The sequence below is a fragment of the Collinsella sp. SGI.184 genome, from assembly GCF_050313415.1.
GTDB lineage: Bacteria > Actinomycetota > Coriobacteriia > Coriobacteriales > Coriobacteriaceae > Collinsella.
On record NZ_JBNPLJ010000009.1, the window covers coordinates 38,058 to 59,632 of the forward strand.

Genomic DNA, 21,575 nt, shown 5'->3' on the forward strand with positions numbered 1-21,575 from the left:
GTTTTATCGTTATGAGGTAACATAAAACTAGACGTTATATACGTATTTGTTATTCCGATATTTCGATAAGAGTGATTAGATATGCCTGCACCCAAAAATGCGCCGCTGTACCAGCAGATTTACGACGAAATCAAGGATTCGATCGAGAAGGGTGTTTATGCACCCAAGGAGCGTATCCCGTCCGAGCTTGAGCTTGCCGAGCAGTACGAGGTGAGCCGTATTACGGTGCGCCGCGCCGTAGAGGAGCTGTGTTCCGATGGCTATCTGGTTAAACAGCAAGGCCGTGGCACGTTTGTCTCCACGCCGCACATCAACCGCCAGTTTCATGCCTCGATGCTGCAGACGTTTACCGCGCTGTGTGCCGACAATGGCATGAAGGCCGGCGCGCATGTAATCGATCGCCAGATCGTTCCGGCGCGCCAAAACGAGATGGAGTTCTTTGGCCTGCAGAAGGATGCGCTGCTGCTGCATATCAAGCGCGTGCGTACGGCCGACGGCGAGCCCATCTTTGAGGAGAACATCTTTGTGCCCTTTGACGCCTACCGTGAGCTGTTGACGGCCGATCTTGAGGACAAGTCGATTTTTGCCGAGGTCGAGCGTGTTGGTGGAACGCCGATTGCCTCGGCTGGCTACCGCACGGTCGAGGCCGTTCGCGCCAATGCCGAGCAGGCGGCCGAGCTGGGCATCGCTCCGCACGATCCGCTGCTCAACCTGCGTGCCGGCTTTACCGGTCCCAATGGCGAGCCGGTTTTGCTCGGCAAGCAGTATTACGTGGGTAGCCGCTACGTCATGGTCATATAAGTTACGCGGTTTTACCAAACCGTGTAACGGCTCGACGCTACGCCTTTGGTTCCGCCGTTCTAACGAACGGCGGACCGGTCGACGCTGCAAACGCCCCTAAGCGGCAATCTGACGTTCAATCGTCGGTCGCGTACCGAAGTACGCTTCCCTCCTCTTTCACGTCACCTTGCTCGCTTAGGGGCGTTTTCGCTGACTTATGCTCAACCAGCGACGTTTCCGCGCTTGTCAAGAATGTCCCCAATGACTACCCACCGTTTTTGGCCTGTGTACGGGTTCAAAGTGGGAGATTATCCACGCTCGTTCCCATCGGATTACATTGCCCGTGGCCGGCAGCCGTGCGGCACCGGTCCGCGTGGCGGCGTATAATCGGCGGCAGATGACTTGGACGTTAGGAAACCATGACCGATAGCATGCAGAAGATGGCGCTCGATACGCTCGGCGCCTATTTTGGCTACACCTCGTTTCGCCCGGGGCAGGACCGCATGGTCGATGCGATCCTTGCCGGCCGCGATGCGCTGGGCGTTATGCCCACGGGCGCCGGCAAGTCCATTTGCTACCAGGTGCCCGCGCTCATGCTGTCCGGTATCACCTTTGTGGTGAGTCCGCTGCTGTCGCTTATGGAGGATCAGACCCGTGCATTGCTCGCGGCGGGTGCGCGACCCAGCTATCTCAACTCCAGTCTTACTCCGGCCCAGCAAAACACCGTGCTCAAGCGGGCGCGCGAGGGCCGCTACCAGCTTATGTACGTGGCGCCCGAGCGTCTGCTCGAGCCGCGCTTTTTAGCTTTTGCGCGGGAGGCCGCCGCCGGCATTGGCGTGCCACTCGTGGCCATCGACGAGGCTCACTGCGTAAGCCAGTGGGGCCAGGATTTCCGTCCCGCCTACCTGCAGATTCGCGAGTTCATCGATTCCCTGCCGCAGCGCCCCATCGTGGCGGCCTTTACCGCTACGGCGACCGAGCGCGTGCGCGCGGACATTCAGCAGATGCTCGGCCTGCAAAACCCCGCGACGGTGGTGACGGGCTTCGATCGCAAGAACCTCTACTTTGGCTGCGAGGAGATGGGCGACAAGGCCAAGGCCGCGTGGGTGCGCGACTATGTGATCGCACATTCGAGCGAAAGCGGCATCGTGTATTGCTCGACTCGCAAGACCGTCGATGCGCTGGCAAGCGAGCTTGCCGAGGCGCTGGGCTCCAGCGGCATTCGCGTTGGCCGCTACCATGCCGGCATGGGCAACGACGCCCGCCGGCAAAGCCAGCGCGCCTTTATCGACGACGATATCCAGGTAATGGTTGCCACCAACGCCTTTGGCATGGGTATCGACAAGCCCAACGTGCGTTACGTGATTCACAACAACGTGCCCGAGAGCATCGAGGCGTACTACCAGGAGGCGGGCCGCGCCGGCCGCGATGGCGACCCAGCCAGCTGCCATTTGCTGTGGAACGGCAATGATTTTCGTATGCGTCGCTTTTTGATCGATCGCGGCGATGTTGCCGACGAGGCGCTCGATGACGAGCAACGCGCGTGGGCGCTCCAGAATCGATACCGTCTGCTCAGCCAGATGGAGGGCTACTGCAATACCACCGGCTGCCTGCGCGAATACATGCTGCGCTACTTTGGCGACGAGGCTGCGGCCGAGCATACCGCCGCAGCCGGTGCTAGCGGTGCCGCCACGGACGACGCCGAGGGCTGCGGCAACTGTAGCAACTGCCTCACGCAGTTCGAGGTCGAGGACGTCACCGATATGGCCCGCGCCGCCGTGCGCTATGTGGCTACGCGTCCCATGCGTTTTGGCAAGTCGCTGATCGCCGACGTGCTCCACGGCGGCAACACCGAGCGCATTCGCCAGATGCATCTGGACGAGGACCGCGGCTACGGTGAGCTGTCGAGCGAATCGGTCGGGCGCATCAAGGACATCATCGGCCAGCTGTGCGGCCGCGGTTATTTGGCAACCTCACAGGGACAGTACCCGGTCGTGGGACTGGGCCCGCGTGCCGGCGAGGTCGAGGACGAGGCGTTTGCCTTTACCGTTAAGCGTCGTGCATCCAAGCGCAAGGCCTCGGCCCGCGCCCGCCGTGCGGTGGATCTGCTGCGCGAGGAGGCCGAGCTGGATCAGCGCCCGCGCGTGGGCGACGATGCCGATCTGTTCGAGCGCTTGCGGGCACTCCGCAAGGAGATTTCGACCGAGCTGGAGATGGCGCCGTACATGGTCTTCTCCGATAAGGCCCTGCGCGGTCTGTGCCGCCTGCGCCCTCAGACGCGCGACGAGCTTATCCGGGTCAACGGCATTGGTGAGAAAAAAGCCGACGCCTTTGGCGAGCAGTTTATGGCGGCGATTGAAGAGTTTGAATCCGAGCATGCACGGGATGGAGCGTAACGATGGTAGCCGATAGCAAGACCGACCGTACTGACGTGTCCGCCGTGCCGCTGTACCAGCAGGTTATGGACGACCTAAAGGGCGAGATCGCGCGCGGCGTGTACGCTGCCGGCTCGCGCATTCCTTCCGAGATGGAGCTCGCGAAGTCCTACGGCGTGGGGCGCATTACCGTGCGTCGCGCCATTGAGGAGTTGTCGCGCGCGGGATATCTCAACCGTCAGCAGGGGAGGGGCACGTTTGTGTGTGCGCCCAAGCTCAAGCGCAAGATTGTCCAGAAAGGCGACGTCCAGAGTTTTACCGAGGCCTGCGCTGCCAACGACATGGCGGCCGGAGCGCGCCTGGTGTCGCGCACGGTGGTTGCGGCGACGCGCGAGGACGCGGCGTTTTTTGGCGTGGAACCCGGCTGCGAGCTCATCGTGGTCGAGCGCGTGCGCACGGCCGATGGCGTGCCCGTCATGCTCGAGAACAACGCCTTTGTGCTGGCCGACCATCCCTATCTGCAGCAGCTTGCCGACGAGGACCTCACCGACAATTCGATTTTTGCGCTCGTTGCCGTGCATTCGGGCCGCGCACCGCTCAAGTCCGATCCCTGTACCGTGGAGATCGCGCTCGCCGATGCTCAGACGGCCCCGCTGTTGGAGGTGCCGGTCGGCGAGCCGCTCTTTTATATGGAGGCGTACTTTACCGATGCGGACGAGCGGCCCTTGCTGCTCGGGCGCCAAAAGATCGTGGGCTCGCGCTACGTGTTCGACATCTAACGTCCATAGATAGAACAATACAGAACAAGTTTGGTGAAATGAATTCACCTGCGACAGCTTGCGTGTTATAAATAGGACAACATAGAACGACCGCAGGTACGAGCTTTCGTCGCTCAAAGCCGCCACACAGGGAGGAACGTCACCGTGAACGCACACGATCTGGTTCAGGAAATTATCGAGCGCAAGGGTAAGATCGAGAATGTCTTTTGGATCGCCTGCGGCGGTTCGATGATTGACCTTATGCCGGCTAATGAGCTGCTCAAGCGCGAGGCAACCACGTTTACCTCGACGGTCTACACGGCGCGCGAGTTTTGCCTTATGGCCCCCAAGAGCCTAGGGCCGAAGTCACTCGTCATCGCCTGTAGCCACAGCGGTAACACGCAAGAGGTCGTCGACGGCTGCGAGATGGCGCTGGCCGCCGGTGCCGAGGTCGTGACTATGACTGACTACGCGGGCTCCAAGATCGATAACGGCAAGTGGACCACCTGGGTTTACCCGTGGGGCAAGGGCGAGTCGCAGGCCGAAGTTCCGCAGGGCATCGGCGCTCTGATCGCCGCCGAGCTGCTCGACCAGCAGGAGGGCTACGAGGCGCTCGCCGACATGTACGCCGGCCTTAAGCAGATGGACGCACTGCTGCCCGCTGCCCGCGAGAAGGTCAACGCCGAGCTGGGCGATCGCTTTGCCGAGCTCTGCCAGCAGCACAAGTTCTTCTATATCCTGGGCTCCGGCCCCAACTTTAGCCAGACCTACGCCATGGCCATCTGCTCGCTCATGGAGATGCAGTGGCAGCACTGCTGCTACATCCACTCCGGCGAGTATTTCCACGGTCCCTTCGAGGCTACCGAGCCCGGCGTGTTCTACTTTGTGCAGCTTGGCGCTGGCGAGTGCCGCCCCATGGAGGAGCGCGCACTGGCATTTCTCAACACGCACACCGATACAGTCATGGTGCTCGATGCGCTTGAGTACGGCGTGGGCGAGGTGCCCGCCAGCGTGCGTTCGTACCTGGAGCCGATCTTCTTCTATGCGATGAGCTGTGAGCTGCGCGCCGCCCGCGGCAAGGTATTTGACCACAGTCCCGAGGTTCGCCGCTACATGGGCGTCGAGCGGTACTAGGTAACGGGGAACGCGATTTTTCATGACGGGTCCTTCGCCAAGCGCGGGCTCCGTTTGCGTTACGGCGCCCCTTTCTGTTTGTCGAAAAACGAAGTCAAATACTTTTTCCGAGAAGTGAACGACCTATTTTGAACCCCCGAAGCATCGACATTTTTTGACGCCAAAACAGCAGGAAAATCTTAATGGAACTGCAGGAAATGGTCTCCACAAAGTGCCGATGCTTCGGGGGCTCGTTTTTGCTCGTTCACTTTTCGGGAAAAGTATTAGACCTAAATCTGCAAGCGTGTCGCGTGAGTCAAAAAACGGGCTGCGCCGGTGGGTTTCCGGCGCGGCCCGCTTTACATTGTGTCCGTATGAGTGAGTTGTCGCATCAACCGGCGGACTACTTGGCGTCGTAGGCCTCGGCGTCCCACCAGTCGAGCTGGGCGATGTTGTCGCGGATGTGCTGACAGCTCTTGTGGAAGCCCTCGAGCTCGTGCTCGGAAAGGTCGAGCGTGTAGACCTCCTCGACGCCCTCGGCGCCGATCACGCACGGCAGGGAGGTAAAGATGCCCTCCTCGCCATACTGGCCGGTCATAAGCGTAGAGGCCGAAAGCACGGCGTGCTCGTTGTGCAGCACGGCGGCGCAGACGCGCGCGGCGGAGTTGGCAACGGCGTACTCGGTGCACTGCTTGCCGGCGTAGGTCACATAGCCGCCCTTGCGTGCGAGCTCCTCGACCTCCATGTGGTCGAAGGCGTACTTGTCGGGGTTCTCGGCCTGAAGCTCGTTGAGGCTCTTGCCGGCGATGGTTGCGGCCTTAAAGGCGGCCAGCTGGCTAAAGCCATGCTCGCCGATCATGTAGGCGTCGATGGACTTGGGGCTCACCCCGACCTTCTTGGAGATCTCGGTGCGCAGGCGGGCAGAGTCCAGGCCACAGCCCGAGCCGATGATCTTCTTGGGATCGTAGCCGGTCAGGTGCCACAGCTCGGTGCACACGACGTCGCAGGGGTTGGAGATGCTCACGAAGATGCCGTCGAAGCCGGCATCGACGATGCGCTTGGCAAAGGTGCGGGCGGCGTCGGTGGTAAAGAACAGCTCGCCGTCGCGGTTGCCGGCGGCCAGTGCGACCTTGCCGGCGGCGTTGACGATGACGTCGCAGCAGGCCAGCTCCTCGTAGTGGTCGTAGCAGTTGACGATCTTGGTGTTGTACGGAACAAACGAAAGGGAGTCGCGCAGGTCTTGGACCTCGGACGTCACCTTTGCCTCGTTGATATCGCAGAGGTACAGCTCATCGGCAATGCCCTGCATGAGCAGGCTGTTGGCGACATGTGCTCCTACGTGGCCCTGGCCGACCACACCGATCTTACGCGTCTGGTACATATACGTATCCTTTCGGCCGAGTTTTTCGCATCGAACCATTGTAGCGTCCTGCTGCCACTTTGCTAGGCTAAAGCGCCGTAGATTTTTGGGACATGCCTTAATCTCTACTTTTGGAGTGATTTGGGCCGCTGACGGTGTCTCGGGGCGATGCACTCGCGCGGATGGGGCCGCTCGTTGTACCATAGCTGCAACTGACTCGTAAGGAGCATCCATGCCCATTCGCATCCCTGACGCCCTCCCTGCCGCCGCGCAGCTCGAGAGCGAGAACATCTTTGTCATGACCGAGTACCGCGCGCTGCACCAGGACATCCGTCCGCTGCGCGTGCTCATCCTCAACCTCATGCCCACCAAGATCGCCACCGAGACGCAGATCATGCGCAAGCTCTCCAACACGCCGCTGCAGGTAGAGGTGGACCTGCTACGCACCAAGACGCACGAGGCCACGCACGTGAGTGCCGGCCACCTGGAGACGTTCTACCGTACGTTCGACGACATCCGCGATATCCACTACGACGGCCTGATCATCACGGGCGCGCCGGTGGAGCAGATGCCGTTCGAGGAGGTCGACTACTGGCCCGAGCTCTGCCAGATCATGGATTGGTCCACCACGCACGTGCACTCTACGCTGCATATTTGCTGGGGTGCACAGGCAGGGCTCTACCATCATTACGGTATCCAGAAGTGCGACCTGCCGGCCAAGGCGAGCGGCGTGTTTGAGCATTATCTGGTGAAGCCGCAAAGCCCGCTGGTCCGCGGCTTTGACGACCGCTTCTATGCCGTGCACTCACGCAATACCGATGTGCGTCGCGAGGACGTGGAGGCCGAGCCGCAGCTTGAGGTCGTGGCCGTATCAGACGAGGTGGGCCTGTACATCGTCAAGTCGACCGACAGCCGCCGCTTCTTTGTCTTTGGCCATCCCGAGTACGATACCGACACGCTGCGCCTGGAGTACGAGCGCGACGTGAAGCGCGGGCTCAACCCCCAGGTGCCGGCGCATTACTTCCCAGGTGACGACCCCACCGCCGAGCCGCGCAACGTCTGGCGCAGCCAGGCCCAGCTGCTCTACACCAACTGGCTCAACTACTACGTCTACCAGACCACGCCCTACGACCTGGCCCGCGCCGGCGAGGAACACTAGGCTACGGCCGCGGTTGCGGTTGTGGCTGCGGCTGCGGCGTGACGAGCGTGGATTTTCGGATGCCCATCTTGCGGGTGCGATACAACGGCGGTTAGGCGCTGATGATGTGGGGCAGCGGCAGGTCGTGGGTGTCGGTGGGAACGTGGTCGACACGCTGCTCGTCAAAGGCGATGCCGATGATTTGGCATGCGGGCGAGAGCGTGGGCAGGTAGCGGTCGTAGCAGCCGCCGCCATAGCCCAGGCGCGCGCCGGTGTGGTCGAAGGCTACGAGCGGCACGACGATCATATCGAGCGCCTCGGCAGGCACGATAGGAAAGCGGCTGCTGTCGACGTCCGTGGCTGCGAAGGCCCGCGTAGGGTGGGCGATAAACGGGGCCTCGGACGCATCGCCGGCAGCAACTGCCCGCATGCACATGCGCTGGCCACAAGCCACGGTGTCAGCTGCCGAGAACATGCACGGATAGGCCACGCGCCAGCCGTGTTTTGCGGCCGCTGCGGCAAACGCGGCAGGATCTGCCTCGGAGCCCATGGCGGCATAGACGGCAACGGTGCGCGGGGCCACGGGACCCGAGCCGCCCAGCAACTCAACGAGCCGCGCGCATACAGCAGCAGACTTTGCCGCCCGCATATCCAAATCTAGAGCATCGCGCCGGGCAATTACCGCCCGCCGCAACTCGGCCTTATCCATCCCGGCCCCTCTCTCAAACCTACCAAAAAGGGACAGGTTTATTTTGGTAGGTTTTATCTGGTCAAATGTCGAAACCACCACGCAAACCATCGCAAGGGGAGCAGTTCATGGACACCTTCGTGGGTTTTGACGAAGAGTAGGTGTTCGCGGCGGTGTGTCTCGATCTGTAACAGTAACTCGGCAAAATCGGGCCTAGATGTTACAGATTGAGACAAAGGGCCGGCGTCATCCGAAAACGTCTCGATTTGTAACATCTGGAGCCAATATTGCCGCCTAGATGTTACAGATTTAGACAAACTGGTGTGACGGGCTGAGCTGCCCCGCCCAGGCAGCGGCAAAAGAAAAGGTAGATTTTCAGGCATGTCCCAAAAATCTACCTTTGCTGTGCGTTAGCCCAGCAGGTCGATGACGTTGAAGCCGGCGTTGCTCTTGGCGATGACGTCTCGGCCGCCAAAGACGCAGGTGGGCGAGACGGCTGCAATGCGCGTCACGTCGGCGCCGAGCGAGCGCAGCTCACCGGGCGTGGCGGCGAGCATCTGGGCGCGGCGCTCCTCGCGTGCATGCGGATTGAGTCCGGCTAGGTAGGTCGTGTTGCGGCGTTTGGTGAGCGCGTACGGCTTCACCGGCGCATCCATGCCGCTCACGCAGCTCACGATAAAGCCCTCAAAGGCTGTCTCGTCGGGCTCAAAACCGCCGAGCCATTCGCCTGCGCGCGCCACGCGCTCAATCGAGGGGTCGATTGCCGGGTCGCGGTAGGTGTAGAACGCCGCCTGACGCTCACCTGCCGCGCGGAATCCGCAGCCGTACGCCCCGCCTTTCACGCGGATCTCGTTCCACAGGTAGTCGTAGGAGAGCGCGTTGGCGGCAACCGCCCAGGCGCCCGTCACGTCAATGCCCAGGCGACGCGGGTCGCACGCGCTTGCCGCAAAGCAGATGTCGCTGGGGATGACAAAAGCCTCGTGGCGGTCGCACGGCGTCGGCACCACGAGCGTGTCGCGGCCGGCAACAGCACCGTCGCCCGCGCCCAACCCCAGGTCGCCCGCGGCGGCCCAGTACGCGTCAAAGTCCTCATCGCTGCCGGTAAAGCTCGCCAGACAGCCATCGGACACAAAGATGCGGCCTGCCAGCTCGGCAAGCTTGGCGCGCAGGTCGTCCAGGCGCTCATCAAAGTGGTCGAGCAGATCGCGCAGGAACAGGTAGAAGTCCACGCCCGAAAGCTGCTCGCGCACCACGGCCGAAGGCGAACTGTAGCTCATCGCGCGACCGAGCGCCGCCGAGTGACCGTTGTTAATGAAGCCCTGCTCAAGCCCAATGCGAATCTGCGTGAGCACGTCGCGCACGCGGTCGGCTTCGGCATCGAGCAACAGCGTGCTCGACCACACCTCGCGCGGCAGGCTCGCCAGCGCATCGATCTTTTCGGACAGGGCGCCGGCGCTCACTAGCAGGTAGGGGCGCACGCCGTCCACGTCGGGCTGGGTCATGACCTCGGTCGTAAAGCTCAAAAAGCCCAGCTTGCCGGCGATGAGGTTGTCGAGCTCCTCGGCCGAGTGTTCGCTCGTGGGTAGCTGTTTGAGCAGGCGGCAGAGCAGGGTCACATAGGGCAGGTCTTCAAACGCGACGCAGCTCAGGTCGAAATACTGCATGGCGTAGGCCAAGCGGTTGGTGGGGATGCCGTGGCGCAGGCAGGGGATGGGCGCGGTCGTGTCCACGACCAGCGGCGGCTCGGGGCGTGCCTCGCCAATGTCGGACACGCGCAGGCGTGGCAGCGTGGCCTTGGCCTCGGGCGCGTCATCCGCCTCCTGCGCGGCGCGCAGCGCAGCCGTGCGCTCGACCACATCGGCCAGCTCGGCATCGGTCATGGCATCGCGCTTGGCTACCAGCTCGGCGGCCTCGGCGCTCTCCGCACCCTCGGCGGCATCCACCGGAACCAGCTCGACCAGCGCCATGTGGTCGTTTTCCAGCACGAGCTCGCGCAGCAGGTCCTCAAAGTAGCTGCCGTCCAGCTCGCCGCGCAGCTCCTCGTACACCGGGCCGTACTTGAGCGCCAGCGTCGCGGCGTCGTCATCGTAGAGCCAGGTGCTCAGCGCGTCGCATGCAATGGCCACGCCGTCGGCGATACCGTAGTCGCGCTGGCGCAGGTCGTATTCGTTGCTGCTGATGATGGCCTCCAGGCGCTCGCGCGGAACGCCGTGCTCGCACAGGTCGCGGCAGGCGTCCTGGAACACGCGGCGCAGCTCGCGCGCCACGCCGGGCTGAGCGTTTTGCAGCATGATGAGCTCGTAGGGCTGCAGGCTCTCGGCCGCGGTGTAGCTCACCACGTTGCCGCCCAGGCCGGCGGCCAGAATGGCCTTCTTAACCGGTGCCTCGTTGGAACCCAGCAGTGCCTCGAACAGGATGTCCGCCGCGATCGTGCGCTTGCGGTCGAGCGCGCTGCCCAGCACAAGACCCAGGCCCACCAGGGCGTTCTCGGGTGTGGTTGCCATCTCGACGCGCTTGTACTCGCAGGTCACGGGCGCCTGCACGACCAGCGGATTGGGCGCCAGCGTGGACGGGTCCTCGCCGGCGGCGACGGCTGCGTCCATGCGGCGGCTCGCGGCACTTGGCTGCGACAGATAGCGCTCGTCCAAAAAGGCCAGTGCACGGTCCACATCCAGGTCGCCGTAGAGCGTGATGTAGGAGTTGGAAGGATTGTAGTGGCGCGCGTGCGTGTCCAGGAACTGCTCGTAGGTGAGCGCAGGAATCGCGCGCGGGTCGCCGCCGCTCTCGTGCGCATAGGCGGTGTCGGGATAAAGCGCGGCGTTGACGGCGTCGTCCAGCACGCTCATGGGGTCGGACAGCGCGCCCTTCATCTCGTTGAACACCACGCCGTTATAGCGTAGCGTTCCCTCGCGCAGGCTTGCGGAACTGCCGTTGCCCTCGCCCTCGGCGCCCTTCGGCAGGTCCAGCTCGTAGTGCCAGCCCTCCTGCTCAAAAATGGTGGGCTTGGTATAGATGGCCGGGTTGAACACCGCGTCCAGGTACACGTCCATCAGGTTGTACAGATCCTGCTCGTTGGTGGTGGCAACGGGGTAGATGGTCTTGTCGGGGTAGGTCATGGCGTTGAGGAACGTCTGCATGGAGCTCTTGATCAGGTCGACGAACGGCTCCTTGACGGGAAACTTGGCCGATCCGCACAGCACCGAGTGCTCGAGGATATGGAACACGCCGGTGGAATCGGCCGGCGGCGTCTTAAAGCCAATGGCAAAAGCCTTGTTTTCGTCGTCGCACGCCAGGTACAGCAGGCGGGCGCCCGAGGCGGTGTGGCGCAGCACGTAGGCGTCCGAGTCGAGCTCGGGCACGGTCTCGCAGCGCTCGACGGCAAAGCCGTGACAGGTGGTGCCGGGCACCAGCAGCGCGGCGGCAGCGGCGCGCGGGTCGGTTGAGGTGGTGGGCATATGCAGTCTCCTTTGACGCCCCAGCGGGGGCGAATCGAGTCGAATCCTCGTGAGTATACCCATATGGGGCTGCGGCTCTGCGGCGAACTGGAGACGATGTCGGCGGATTGGACAAAGGCCCCGCGTGCCCGCCGCGCGAGCGTGGAAACTTGGACGCCTATCGAATGAGAGTGGATTTTCGGACGGAATCAGCCTCAAAACGTCCAAAAACCGTCCAAATATCCACCCTCATTTCCCGACCGTCCAAAATCCACGCTCATCCGCCGCCCGCGCATCTCTCATCTCTCATCTCTCATTCGTCACTAATACGAGAGATAACAGAAAGACGAGAGATGAATATGAGAGATAACTGAGCAGCAAAGAGACAAGAAATCACGGTATTGTCTCAATACTGATTGTTCTACCAGCAAAAACATGTTTAAATGAAACAGATGGTAGATATCTTATCTCTCATCTTTCACTCATCTCTAATACGAGAGATAACAGAGAGACAAGAGATAATTACGAGAGATAACTGAGAGACGAAGGAAATCTATTCGCGGCATTCTCCGCCGGACCGAGCGAAAGGACGTGCAGATGAACGAGAACGAGCTGATCGGTCTGCTCGAGTCTTTAAGGCGCATGGGCTCGGACGATCTTAGCGTCGAGGTCAAGGAGAGCGCCACGACGCTTTCTCGCGACGTATGGGAAACGGTTAGCGCATTCGCGAATACCGCCGGCGGAATTATCGTGCTCGGCGTGAGCGAGCGCGCGGGCTTTGTCCCGGTTGAGGACTTTGAGACCGAGAAGGTGCTCAACCAATTTGTCGCAGGCATGGGTGATGCCGGCGGTCGCGGAAAACTGGCCAATCCGCCCAAATACACTATTGAGCGCGTGGAGCTTCGGGGCACCGTGGTTCTCGTTATCACGATTGAGGAGCTCGACCCGTCGAGCAAGCCCTGCTATGTAATAGAACGCGGCGCCCAGGGCGGCAGCTACAAGCGCATTGATGACAAAGACGTGCCACTTTCATCGACCGAGGTTTTGGCACTGTCGTCATACGAGCGGACGAGTCCTAGCGATCGCGATGCAGTGCCCGGCGCGGTTGCAGGCGATCTTGACGAGGCACTGGCCGATCGCACGATAGAGCGTGCTTTCTCGCTGACACCTCGGGCAATGCGCGGCGCGCCGGACAAGAAAACGAAGCTGGAGCGCCTGAATTTCCTCGACTCCCAGGGCAAAGTTACTAAGGCCGGGCTCCTGGCTGCGGGTGCCTATCCTCAGCAGTTCTATCCTAAGCTCTTTATCGATGTGGCGGTCTATGCCGGAACGCAGAAGGGCGCGGCGGGGTCGTTGAGGTTCATGGACCGTACGATCTGCGAGGGAACGTTGGGCGAAATGATCTCGGATGCCGTCGCGGCAGTCGCCAAGAATTTGCGGCGAACCTCGACGATCCAAGGCGTCTCGCGTGTCGACTCGCTGGAGATTCCCGAGGAGGTCCTGCGCGAGGCAATCGCCAACGCCGTAATCCACCGAGAATACGGAGATCGGTTCTGTGGGCAGTCGGTCGCTGTTGACGTCTTTGATGACCGTATCGAAGTGACGAACCCCGGCGGCCTATACGGAGGAAAGACTCGCGAGAACTTGTTTGACGGCAGCTCCCGGTGCCGCAACGCGACGCTCATGAAACTCATGTCGATTGTTCCGCTGCCGGATGGCGCAGGTTCGCCGGCTGAGGGCAATGGCTCGGGCATTCCGATGATGATCGACGCCATGTGTGCTCATGGTTTGGCCGAGCCCCTGTTCTGCCCGGGATTCGATCGGTTCAAAGTGGTTCTCTATCGCTCAAAGGTCGAGCCGGTCGACCACGGCGGTGACTTAATTGTGGCGGCACTTAAGCGTTGCGGTGAGCTGGGTACGCGCGAGTTGGCGGAGCACACAGGGCTCACAATTTCCCAGGTTAGGTCGCGCGTCAACACACTCATTGCTCAAGGCGAGCTTGAGCCTACAGCGCCGGCGACGAGTCGCAACCGCAAGTATCGACTGTCGGAGCGTGCGGAATAAATGCGCCAGCGGACGAGGTGACCCAATAATCGACTCTCGATTGGCGCCCGCTAAGGTAAGGCGGTTGTTGCCCAGTCGACGGCGAAGTTAAAAATCCGGCTTACGCTGGCATAGTCCCGAACCCATCCATCAGGAACAGCCTAAGAACCAGCTTGATGACATTTCCCGGTTTGATTTCTGCCGTGCCAAAGACGTGGCGCTCGGCGAGCTCGCTGCAGTATGCATAGATGTCGCGGATAAGGTCCGCGCCCGAAAGCGTAAACATGTAGCCCGCGTCCGAAAGTGCATTGGGCGCGGCGGGCAACTTGGCCATGTGGCAGAACGTTTGCAGGTCGGGCGCCATAACATTCTGGTAGTCGAGGTGGCCGCTGGCATCCTGTGCGGCAAGCTCCAATTGGCGCACAAAATCCAGCGCCGCCGCTAACACAAAGCTCGGCGTAGGCGCATTGACGTCCTCCGTGGTCGCCACGAGCCTGCCCGCCGCCTGCGTGACAAGCCAAGCGACCTCGCGCTGGCAGCGCACGGCCTTGCGCGTCACCGGCTTGATGGACGAAGAAGAAACGCTTCCCTTAGGCGGATTCGAAGCAGCCATAAGACCCTCCCATGAACAATCCGGCCCAATAAGCCCGGATGAAACATGTGCTACATCAGTATACAGGGGAGTGGGATAGCGGGGTATGAGCGCGCCAGCGGCAAACCGAGAGCATCAACGATGTGCCGATCGCGGAATGAGATCTCGTAATAATTGACTCTCGGCCATATTATTGAGGGGCATGACTCGCGTTCGTATGGTTGTAGGTGCTGGCGATGAACGACATTGACCTTGCTGCTCCGTTGATGGATGGACCAAGCTATGACCGTGCCTGCAGTCTCGTGCCTTCCGAATACGTTGAGGCATGGGAGTGGTTTCTGGGTGAGGAGCAGCGCGGCGGCGTTTGGACCAGCCTTCCGCACCGCACCAAGGAAGATAGCCCTCAGTATCAGTATCGTTTGAGAATTGGCGCGGACTTCTTTCCCGTAACGCGGGATTCAGGGATCTTCTGGCCGGGCCAGGATCGGGTGAAGCAAGATCCCAATAAGATCTTTGCGCTTTCGGTCCATAACTCTAAAAAGAGCTTCTACACCGATGTTCCTCCGCTCTATTTGGATGACGGTACGTGGGTCATTAAGTATTCGGTTCAAACGCCAGGTGTCGTTGGTTCTCGAGACCAGAATTACAACCGTAAAATGCTCAACTGCATGGAATATGGCGTTCCAGTTGGAGTCATATTTGCAACCGAGGTGGGCTATAAGGTGCTCGGCCTTGCGTTTGTTGAACGGTTTGAGCCCGAAAACGGCTGGTTTGTTCTGCATGGTCCCGTTCATAAAGGCGGGCCTGATCCTCGTTTTGCGTCCGACATGAGCTATCTGAAGCACATGTCAGCCGACATTGAGTTTGCCGGACAGAGTGCGACCGATGACGAAAAAGCTCGCTATGCGTTGAGACGCGAGCGATTGGGGCAGCAATGGTTCCGCAAGCAGCTCATTGCCGCCTATGATGGTCGCTGCGCGGTGTCGGGTTGTGGGGTTAACGAGGCACTGGAGGCTGCACATATCGAGAATTACTCGGGACCCAAATCGCAGGTTGCCAGCAACGGCATTCTACTTCGGCGCGACTTTCATGCTCTATTCGATGCTCATCTGATTTCGTTTGAGCCTGTTTGCGGCGAATATCGACTGTGCGGATCGTACCTGCTGGATAAGACCGACTACGCTTCCTTTGCAGGTGCGACGCTAAGGCAGCCGAATGAGCGTCAGTGGCGACCCAATGCGGTGTTTCTCGAGGCCCATCGCATTGAGTTTGATCGCTCGGAAAAGAAGCGTGAAAAGGCGGGGCTTCTGCCGTATTAGCGTATTTGGCTTCGGCGGTCTTTTACGATCGTGTTGTTTGATCGGATCGCGTGGCGATGCAATCTCGTGCACGCCCGCCGGTGCATGCTCTTCCTGATTTGGATAGCGAGAGAGGAGCGCGTGTGAGCTGGCGAGGCGATATTGCGATGGGGAAGTACGGAAAACTGCCGTGTGCCCTTATCGACAACAATATGTTTCCGGGCGTAGAGGTTGATTGCGGGTCGTTTGCCGTCGCCTGTCCTTATTGCGGCTCACAAATATCGTGTCTCGATATTCGGTTCATCGATGCGCGCGACAGACTCAGCGACGAAGTGAGAAAACGGACGGGCGTTCATATGCCGGTGTATCCGGAGAAATGCCCTGTTTGCGGCCTCGATATCGTGTATGACGTTTGCGACGAGGGATAGGCGATGCGGAGGAGCTGGCTGTGAAGGCCTCTCCGTCTCTACAAATAAATTCCCTCACCGAGCTTCTTGTGGAACTCGGCGTGATGGTCGCGTGCCCAGGTAAAGAGTGCCTGGTCAAAATTGGTACGCGTGGCCGGGACGCCAAAGACGCCGGCAACTTCGACGCGCACAAACTCCAGTGCCGGCAGCTTGTTGATGGCAGTGAGGGCAAACGGGGACGTGGGTTCTTCGAACAGATAGCGGCTGCCTTGCAGCGCGTCGCAACTGGTGCACGTGTTGCCGAGCGATGGGGCTTTGGAGGCTCGCGCGCCTACGGGCTTGTAGCCACAGCGCTTAGAAAGATAGTCGCGGATCTCGCCCGGGACGCAGCCAAGAGCGGGAACAATGGCGAGCGCGTTGGCATTGGCTGTGTCGATGGCAATATGCCCGGCCTTGTTGGGTGCGTGCGCAATGGCGATGCCCTCGCTGTCATCGGTTCGATAGGGAATGCCGAAGGCCGCGACCGAGGTCTCTTTGTGACATTTCCAGCATTCGCGCTTGCCCAGTACTAGATATATATACGGCGCAGAGGGGTCGGATCGGTCAACACCGGGCAGCCACTCGGCAAAGGGCTCGGGGTTGACGCCGCTGGGTACATACCAGATCTTCTTGGTCCGGTCCCATTTGGCGCCCAACGCTTTGGCTTCTTCTTTGTGTGAAAAGGGAACATCGAGCTCGGTGCGCATGGTGGCTCCTTGGTGCTGCAGGTGTAAGTGGCTCAAGGATACCGCAGGGTGTGGACGTTGTGGCGTTTTGCCGAGAAGCCGCGGTGCGGACTGGTTGGTTACGCCTTGGATAAACTGGCAAGTAGATGGTCGGCTTTTGGCCAGTTGGGCGGCAACCTTGCCAAAAGCTTGACGGATTGCGGTTTGGGCATCGGCGAATGAACACTTTGGCGCACCTCGGCGAAAAAACCGCCGGTCGTTTACCGGAAACTTAGCAGAACCGCCAGCCGCCGCCGGCGTGCGTGCTATCTTCGCGCCATGAGGTACTTTATCGTTTCACATAACGCCGCATTGGCGCTGTTGGCGCACATGCCGAACCCTCGCTTTGGGGATTCGGAGCCAGAGGTCGTGTCGATTGCAGGTGCCTGTGCGCTCTTGGACCAAGAAGCGCAGGAGGTTATCGATCGCTATGACCTGGGGATCGAAACGCTGGATTTGCTGGTGCCGTCGCGCGCCGGCCGTCGGCAGAGCAAGCATGTTAAGACGCATCTGTGCACCAACGAGCTCCCGGCGGGTTCGTTTATCTCGCTGGGCCACTGGATGGGCGACCTTGATGCGTATGTGTGCTCTCCCGAGCTGGCGTTTTTGCAGGCTGTGCACGATGGCGATGTGGCAGCGGCCGTCTATGCCGGCTATGCGATGACATCGGATTACCGGCTGGATAACCTTGCTCCCGGTGGGGTAACAGGCAGGGATGCGGGCATGCGCGATAGCAGGCTCACGACTAAGGAGCTCATCGCGGCGTATATCGAGAAGTCACCCAAGGTGAGGGGTATCGCGAAGGCAAAGGCGCTGCTTGCATATGTGATCGAGGGGTCGCGCTCTCCGAGGGAGTCGGGGCTCTGCATGTTTATGTCGCTGCCTGCGCGCTACGGCGGGTATGCATTGGGCAAGGCCGAACTTAACAAGAAGGTCTTCATTCGCGATGGATACAATGACGGACGTGATCACAAGCTTCGCGTGTTGGAGCGCACACCCGACATAACGCTTACGGCTAAAGTCGAGGTGGGCATGGATAAAGTAAAGGCCGGGCTGCTGCCAGAGGTGCTGACCGCGATGGTCGATTACGACAGCGATGCCATTCATGACGGACGCGAGAAGATTTACAAGGATGCCGAGCGCCGCAACGAGTTGGAGCTGTTGAGCGGCGTGGCACACTTCACCGTGACGACTGAGCAGGCAAATGACTACGACAAGCTCATTCGGCTGTGCGAACGCATCCGACGGAAGCTGCACCGGAACAAGCGACCCATTTTTAACAAGCCCATGAGCGAGGAGCAGCGATACTTTGCCCTCAAGCGCGTCGAAGCGAAGCGGTTTAAGCTTTGGCAGGCCGTAATCGAGGCGCGTCAACATTGGTAGGGGCGGTTGCTGGGCATGGGACCAAGGGCCTCATTGTCAGGTCTAATACTTTTCCCGAGAAGTGAACGAGTCAAAACGGACCCCCGAAACATCGACACTTTTGGTGGCTTATTTCCTGCGGTTTTATCATTGGAATCCTGCGGTTTTGGCTGTAAAAAGTGTGGATGCTTCAGGGGTCCAAATAAGGTCGTTCACTTCTCGGGAAAAGTATTAGACCTGGTTATGGGAAGGCTGTCCGGATGTGGCCGCGAGGCTTGCGAAGGCCAGATCGGGGCGGTCGCCAAGGCTGTTTGGGTAATTTTGGGGCTGATTGGGGCGGTCGCCGGGGTTGTCTGGGCGACTTTGGGTGTGGCAGGGGTAATTGCCGGCGATACCGAAGCAACTTGGGGTCTGCCGGGATGATTGCCGGTTATGTAGAGGCGGTATCAGCCTCGATTGGGATGGTTATTGGAGCTGCCGAAGCGGTTTTGGGTGCCACGGCGCCCTTTTGGCTTAGCACATAAAACAAAACAGCCCAGAGGCATAGCATCTGGGCTGCGAACATTTGGTGGGCGTTAGAAGATTTGAACTTCTGACCTCTTCCGTGTCAGGGAAGCGCTCTCCCCCTGAGCTAAACGCCCGATCAAGGGTGCGCAAGTGCGCAAGGGATAATATAACGGAGCTTGAACTCGGTGGCAAGAATATTTTTTAAAATCGCTAACGTTGTGGAATCAAAGGGCTTTGTCGCGCCCATTTTAAAAGAGCTCGCTGCCGTGATTTGGCTATCGCATAATGCAAAGCCGTTGCGATGCCGAACCATGGAAGAGACGTCCGCGGAATTGTCCTACCGATAAGCGGACAAGCCCCCAGCTGGTGCCTTCGCCGTGGTAAGGTAAGCCGAATTGTTTCCAGGCTGTTTCGGGGGAGCGGGATGAGCAAAGAGCGTGTCGAGCAGGTCGAAGGCGCAGGGGCTTCGGTGCCGATGACCGATATATCGAACATTGATGTGCCCGAGGGCACCGATGAGCTCAGCCGCAGCACCCGCCGTGCATGGCGCGACCGCCTCAACGATGCCCAGACGCGCAAGATGATCGTGGGCATGTTGGCTACGCTCGTGGGCGGCTCGTTTTGGGGCTTCTCGGGCACCAGCGCGAGTTTTTTGTTCGATACCTACCATGTCGATACGCTGTGGCTTATGAGCATACGACAGATTCTCGCCGGCCTGCTCTTTATGGTCGTGGTTGTCACGCGCGACCGCGCACGCCTGGTCAAGCTTTGGACGACGCCCGCTGATCGCAAGCAGCTGCTGCTCTTTACCGCTTTTGGCCTGCTCTTTAACCAGTTTTGCTATCTTTCGGCCGTGCGCCTGACCAATGCCGGAACCGCGACGGTCCTTCAGTGCCTGCAGCTGGTCATCATCATGGGATATACCTGCATCACCGATCGCCGCAAACCGCGCATGCGCGAGGTTATCGGTATTGGCCTGGCCCTTGGCGGCACGTTTTTGATCGCCACCGGCGGCGACCCCACGAGCCTGAGCATCTCGCCGCTCGGTCTGGTGGCGGGTCTTATGTGCGCGGTGAGCGCCACCTGCATGGCGGTGATTCCCGCCAAAATTCTGCCAGAATACGGCAGCCCCATCGTTACGGGCTCAGCCATGCTCACGGCAGGCGTGGTCTCGTGCGTTTTCGTGCAGCCGTGGGCCCATATGCCGGCGCTCGATGCCGCCGGCGTCGAGGCGCTCGCGGTGTTTGTGGTCGTGGGCTCGTTTTTGGCGTACATGCTCTATATGCAGGGCGTCAAGGACATCGGCTCGGTGCGCGCGAGCCTCATCGGGACCGTGGAGCCGGTCTCGGCAACCATTACCAGCGCCGTTATGCTGGGCACGGTATTTTTGCCGACCGACCTTATCGGCTTTGCCATGATTATCGTAATGATGTTTTTAACGGTGTAGCCCCCGCGGTTGCTATTAAAGGATAATGGGCTGGCGGCGCGTTGCTTTGGCGGCGCGCCTTTGTCTATAGAGAGGACCTCTTATGAAGTACTTTGGCACCGACGGATTTCGCGGCGAGGCCAACGTTGGGCTGACCGTGGAGCACGCGTACAAGATCGGCCGCTTTGTGGGCTGGTATTACGGCGCCAGGCGCGGGGCCAAGGCGCGCGTGATCGTGGGTAAGGACACGCGTCGCTCGAGCTATATGTTCGAGGCGGCGCTGGTGAGCGGTCTGGTTGCGAGCGGTGCAGACGCCTATATGCTGCATGTGATTCCTACGCCGGGCGTGGCGCACCAGACCGTGGAGGGCTGCTTCGATTGCGGCATCATGATCAGTGCGAGCCACAATCCGTTTTGCGATAACGGCATTAAGCTGGTCAACAGCGACGGCTTTAAGATGGACGAGGACGTGCTGGAGCTCATCGAGGACTACATCGATGGCAAGAGCGAGGTGCCGCTGGCCACGGGCAACCACATTGGCGCCACGGTTGACTACATGCAGGGCCGCAACCGCTACATCGCCTCGCTCATTGCAAGCGCGAACTTTTCGCTGCAGGGCGTCAAGATTGGCATTGACTGCGCCAACGGCTCGGCGTCCTCTGTCGCCAAGCCGGTGTTCGATGCGCTCGGCGCCGATGTGCGCGTGATTAACGCCGCACCCGACGGCTTTAACATTAACGTCGACTGCGGCTCTACGCATATGGAGCGCCTGCAGCGCCATGTGGTGGAGCAAGGCTTGGACGTGGGCTTTGCCTACGACGGCGATGCCGACCGCTGCCTGGCCGTGGACGAGCGCGGCCGCGTGGTCGACGGCGACCAGATTCTGTACGTGTGCGGCGTGTATCTTAACAAGCACGGGCGCCTCTCGGGCGGTACCGTGGTGCCGACGATCGCCAGCAACTTTGGCCTGATTAAGTCGCTGGAGCTTGCCGGCCTGAGTGCCGTGACCAGCGGCGTGGGCGACCGCCACGTGTATGCCAAGATGCGCGAGGGCGGCTACAGCCTGGGTGGCGAGCAGACGGGCCATACGATCTTTGGCGATATCGAGCGTACGGGCGACGGCATTATGACCTCGCTGCGTGTGATGGAAGTGATTCGTGCCGAACGCGAGACGCTTTCGCAGCTCGCGGTGCCGTGCAAGCTGCTGCCGCAGGCGCAGGTTGCCGTACGCGTGGCGGACAAGGATGCTGCGCTGGGCAACATGGGCGTGCAGGCCGCCATTGCCGAGGCCGAGGCGGCGCTGGCGGGCGAGGGCCGCGTGCTGGTGCGCAAGAGCGGAACCGAGTCGGTGATTCGCGTTTTGGCCGAGGCCCCCGACCAAGACGCCGCCGACGCCGCCATGAAGCGCATCGCCGCCGCGCTGGAGGCTCTGTAGTTACGCGGTTTTACCAAACCGCGTAACCGCTCGACGCTACAAACGGCCCCAAGCGGCAATCTGGCGTTCAATTTCAAGGGCGCGACCAGAAGGTC

The 21,575-nt window shown here is 60.5% G+C and carries 16 protein-coding genes and 1 tRNA gene; 11 read left to right on the forward strand and 6 right to left on the reverse strand.

Annotation, left to right across the window (positions count from 1 at the left end):
• The first annotated feature begins 81 nt into the window (after positions 1-81).
• The 4 genes from ACQRAJ_RS04550 (at position 82) to ACQRAJ_RS04565 (ending at position 5,047) form a co-directional block, all read left to right on the forward strand.
• On the forward strand, positions 82-801 hold the full coding sequence (locus tag ACQRAJ_RS04550) for a GntR family transcriptional regulator (protein WP_427728466.1): 720 nt from the start codon (positions 82-84) through the stop codon (positions 799-801).
• 398 nt (positions 802-1,199) lie between these two features.
• Positions 1,200-3,176: a RecQ family ATP-dependent DNA helicase gene (locus tag ACQRAJ_RS04555; RefSeq protein WP_427747836.1), complete on the forward strand. Its 1,977-nt coding sequence runs from the start codon at positions 1,200-1,202 to the stop codon at positions 3,174-3,176.
• A 2-nt stretch (positions 3,177-3,178) separates the two neighbouring features.
• Positions 3,179-3,934, forward strand: a complete 756-nt coding sequence (locus ACQRAJ_RS04560; RefSeq protein WP_427747837.1) for a GntR family transcriptional regulator — start codon at positions 3,179-3,181, stop codon at positions 3,932-3,934.
• 144 nt (positions 3,935-4,078) lie between these two features.
• Positions 4,079-5,047 (forward strand): SIS domain-containing protein, encoded by a 969-nt coding sequence (locus tag ACQRAJ_RS04565; RefSeq protein ID WP_427747838.1) that lies wholly within the window; start codon positions 4,079-4,081, stop codon positions 5,045-5,047.
• A gap of 382 nt (positions 5,048-5,429) precedes the next feature.
• Here ACQRAJ_RS04565 and ACQRAJ_RS04570 read toward each other — a convergent pair whose 3' ends face one another.
• Positions 5,430-6,407, reverse strand: a complete 978-nt coding sequence (locus ACQRAJ_RS04570) for an L-lactate dehydrogenase (RefSeq protein WP_152067319.1) — start codon at positions 6,405-6,407, stop codon at positions 5,430-5,432.
• Between the two features lie 211 nt (positions 6,408-6,618).
• Between ACQRAJ_RS04570 and metA the strand changes: the two genes are divergently transcribed.
• Positions 6,619-7,545 carry a homoserine O-acetyltransferase MetA gene (metA, locus tag ACQRAJ_RS04575; RefSeq protein WP_427719472.1) on the forward strand — a complete coding sequence of 309 codons (927 nt, stop codon included), beginning with the start codon at positions 6,619-6,621 and terminating at the stop codon, positions 7,543-7,545.
• A 91-nt stretch (positions 7,546-7,636) separates the two neighbouring features.
• Here metA and ACQRAJ_RS04580 read toward each other — a convergent pair whose 3' ends face one another.
• Together ACQRAJ_RS04580 and ACQRAJ_RS04585 are read right to left on the reverse strand one after the other, a co-directional pair.
• Positions 7,637-8,233, reverse strand: coding sequence for a 5-formyltetrahydrofolate cyclo-ligase (locus tag ACQRAJ_RS04580; RefSeq protein ID WP_427747839.1), 597 nt, complete (start codon positions 8,231-8,233; stop codon positions 7,637-7,639).
• A gap of 389 nt (positions 8,234-8,622) precedes the next feature.
• Entirely contained in the window at positions 8,623-11,667 is a 3,045-nt protein-coding gene (locus ACQRAJ_RS04585) for an insulinase family protein (RefSeq protein WP_427747840.1), read from the reverse strand.
• A 576-nt stretch (positions 11,668-12,243) separates the two neighbouring features.
• On the opposite strand from ACQRAJ_RS04585, the gene ACQRAJ_RS04590 reads away from it, so the two are divergent.
• Positions 12,244-13,710 carry an ATP-binding protein gene (locus ACQRAJ_RS04590; protein WP_427747841.1) on the forward strand — a complete coding sequence of 489 codons (1,467 nt, stop codon included), beginning with the start codon at positions 12,244-12,246 and terminating at the stop codon, positions 13,708-13,710.
• Between the two features lie 100 nt (positions 13,711-13,810).
• Here ACQRAJ_RS04590 and ACQRAJ_RS04595 read toward each other — a convergent pair whose 3' ends face one another.
• On the reverse strand, positions 13,811-14,302 hold the full coding sequence (locus tag ACQRAJ_RS04595) for a hypothetical protein (RefSeq protein ID WP_427728452.1): 492 nt from the start codon (positions 14,300-14,302) through the stop codon (positions 13,811-13,813).
• Between the two features lie 215 nt (positions 14,303-14,517).
• Between ACQRAJ_RS04595 and ACQRAJ_RS04600 the strand changes: the two genes are divergently transcribed.
• Both ACQRAJ_RS04600 and ACQRAJ_RS04605 read left to right on the forward strand, forming a co-directional pair.
• A complete protein-coding gene (locus tag ACQRAJ_RS04600) occupies positions 14,518-15,600 on the forward strand; it encodes an HNH endonuclease (RefSeq protein ID WP_427728450.1) in 1,083 nt (360 codons plus the stop codon).
• Positions 15,601-15,722: 122 nt separating this feature from the next.
• The gene (locus tag ACQRAJ_RS04605) at positions 15,723-16,007 is read left to right on the forward strand and encodes a hypothetical protein (RefSeq protein ID WP_427747842.1); all 285 of its coding nucleotides are present in this window, start codon (positions 15,723-15,725) and stop codon (positions 16,005-16,007) included.
• Between the two features lie 38 nt (positions 16,008-16,045).
• Here the strand turns inward: ACQRAJ_RS04605 and ACQRAJ_RS04610 are convergent, their stop codons facing one another.
• Positions 16,046-16,732 carry a DUF5710 domain-containing protein gene (locus tag ACQRAJ_RS04610; protein WP_427728448.1) on the reverse strand — a complete coding sequence of 229 codons (687 nt, stop codon included), beginning with the start codon at positions 16,730-16,732 and terminating at the stop codon, positions 16,046-16,048.
• 387 nt (positions 16,733-17,119) lie between these two features.
• Here ACQRAJ_RS04610 and ACQRAJ_RS04615 point away from each other — a divergent pair, with 387 nt between their 5' ends.
• On the forward strand, positions 17,120-18,133 hold the full coding sequence (locus tag ACQRAJ_RS04615) for a hypothetical protein (RefSeq protein WP_154517598.1): 1,014 nt from the start codon (positions 17,120-17,122) through the stop codon (positions 18,131-18,133).
• A 545-nt stretch (positions 18,134-18,678) separates the two neighbouring features.
• Here the strand turns inward: ACQRAJ_RS04615 and ACQRAJ_RS04620 are convergent.
• Positions 18,679-18,753: transfer RNA gene (locus tag ACQRAJ_RS04620), tRNA-Val, on the reverse strand.
• A 290-nt stretch (positions 18,754-19,043) separates the two neighbouring features.
• On the opposite strand from ACQRAJ_RS04620, the gene ACQRAJ_RS04625 reads away from it, so the two are divergent.
• Both ACQRAJ_RS04625 and glmM read left to right on the forward strand, forming a co-directional pair.
• Complete coding sequence (locus ACQRAJ_RS04625) at positions 19,044-20,066, forward strand: DMT family transporter (RefSeq protein ID WP_427728446.1); 1,023 nt, start codon at positions 19,044-19,046, stop codon at positions 20,064-20,066.
• An 82-nt stretch (positions 20,067-20,148) separates the two neighbouring features.
• Positions 20,149-21,480, forward strand: a complete 1,332-nt coding sequence (gene glmM / locus ACQRAJ_RS04630) for a phosphoglucosamine mutase (protein ID WP_427747843.1) — start codon at positions 20,149-20,151, stop codon at positions 21,478-21,480.
• The last annotated feature ends 95 nt before the right edge of the window (positions 21,481-21,575 follow it).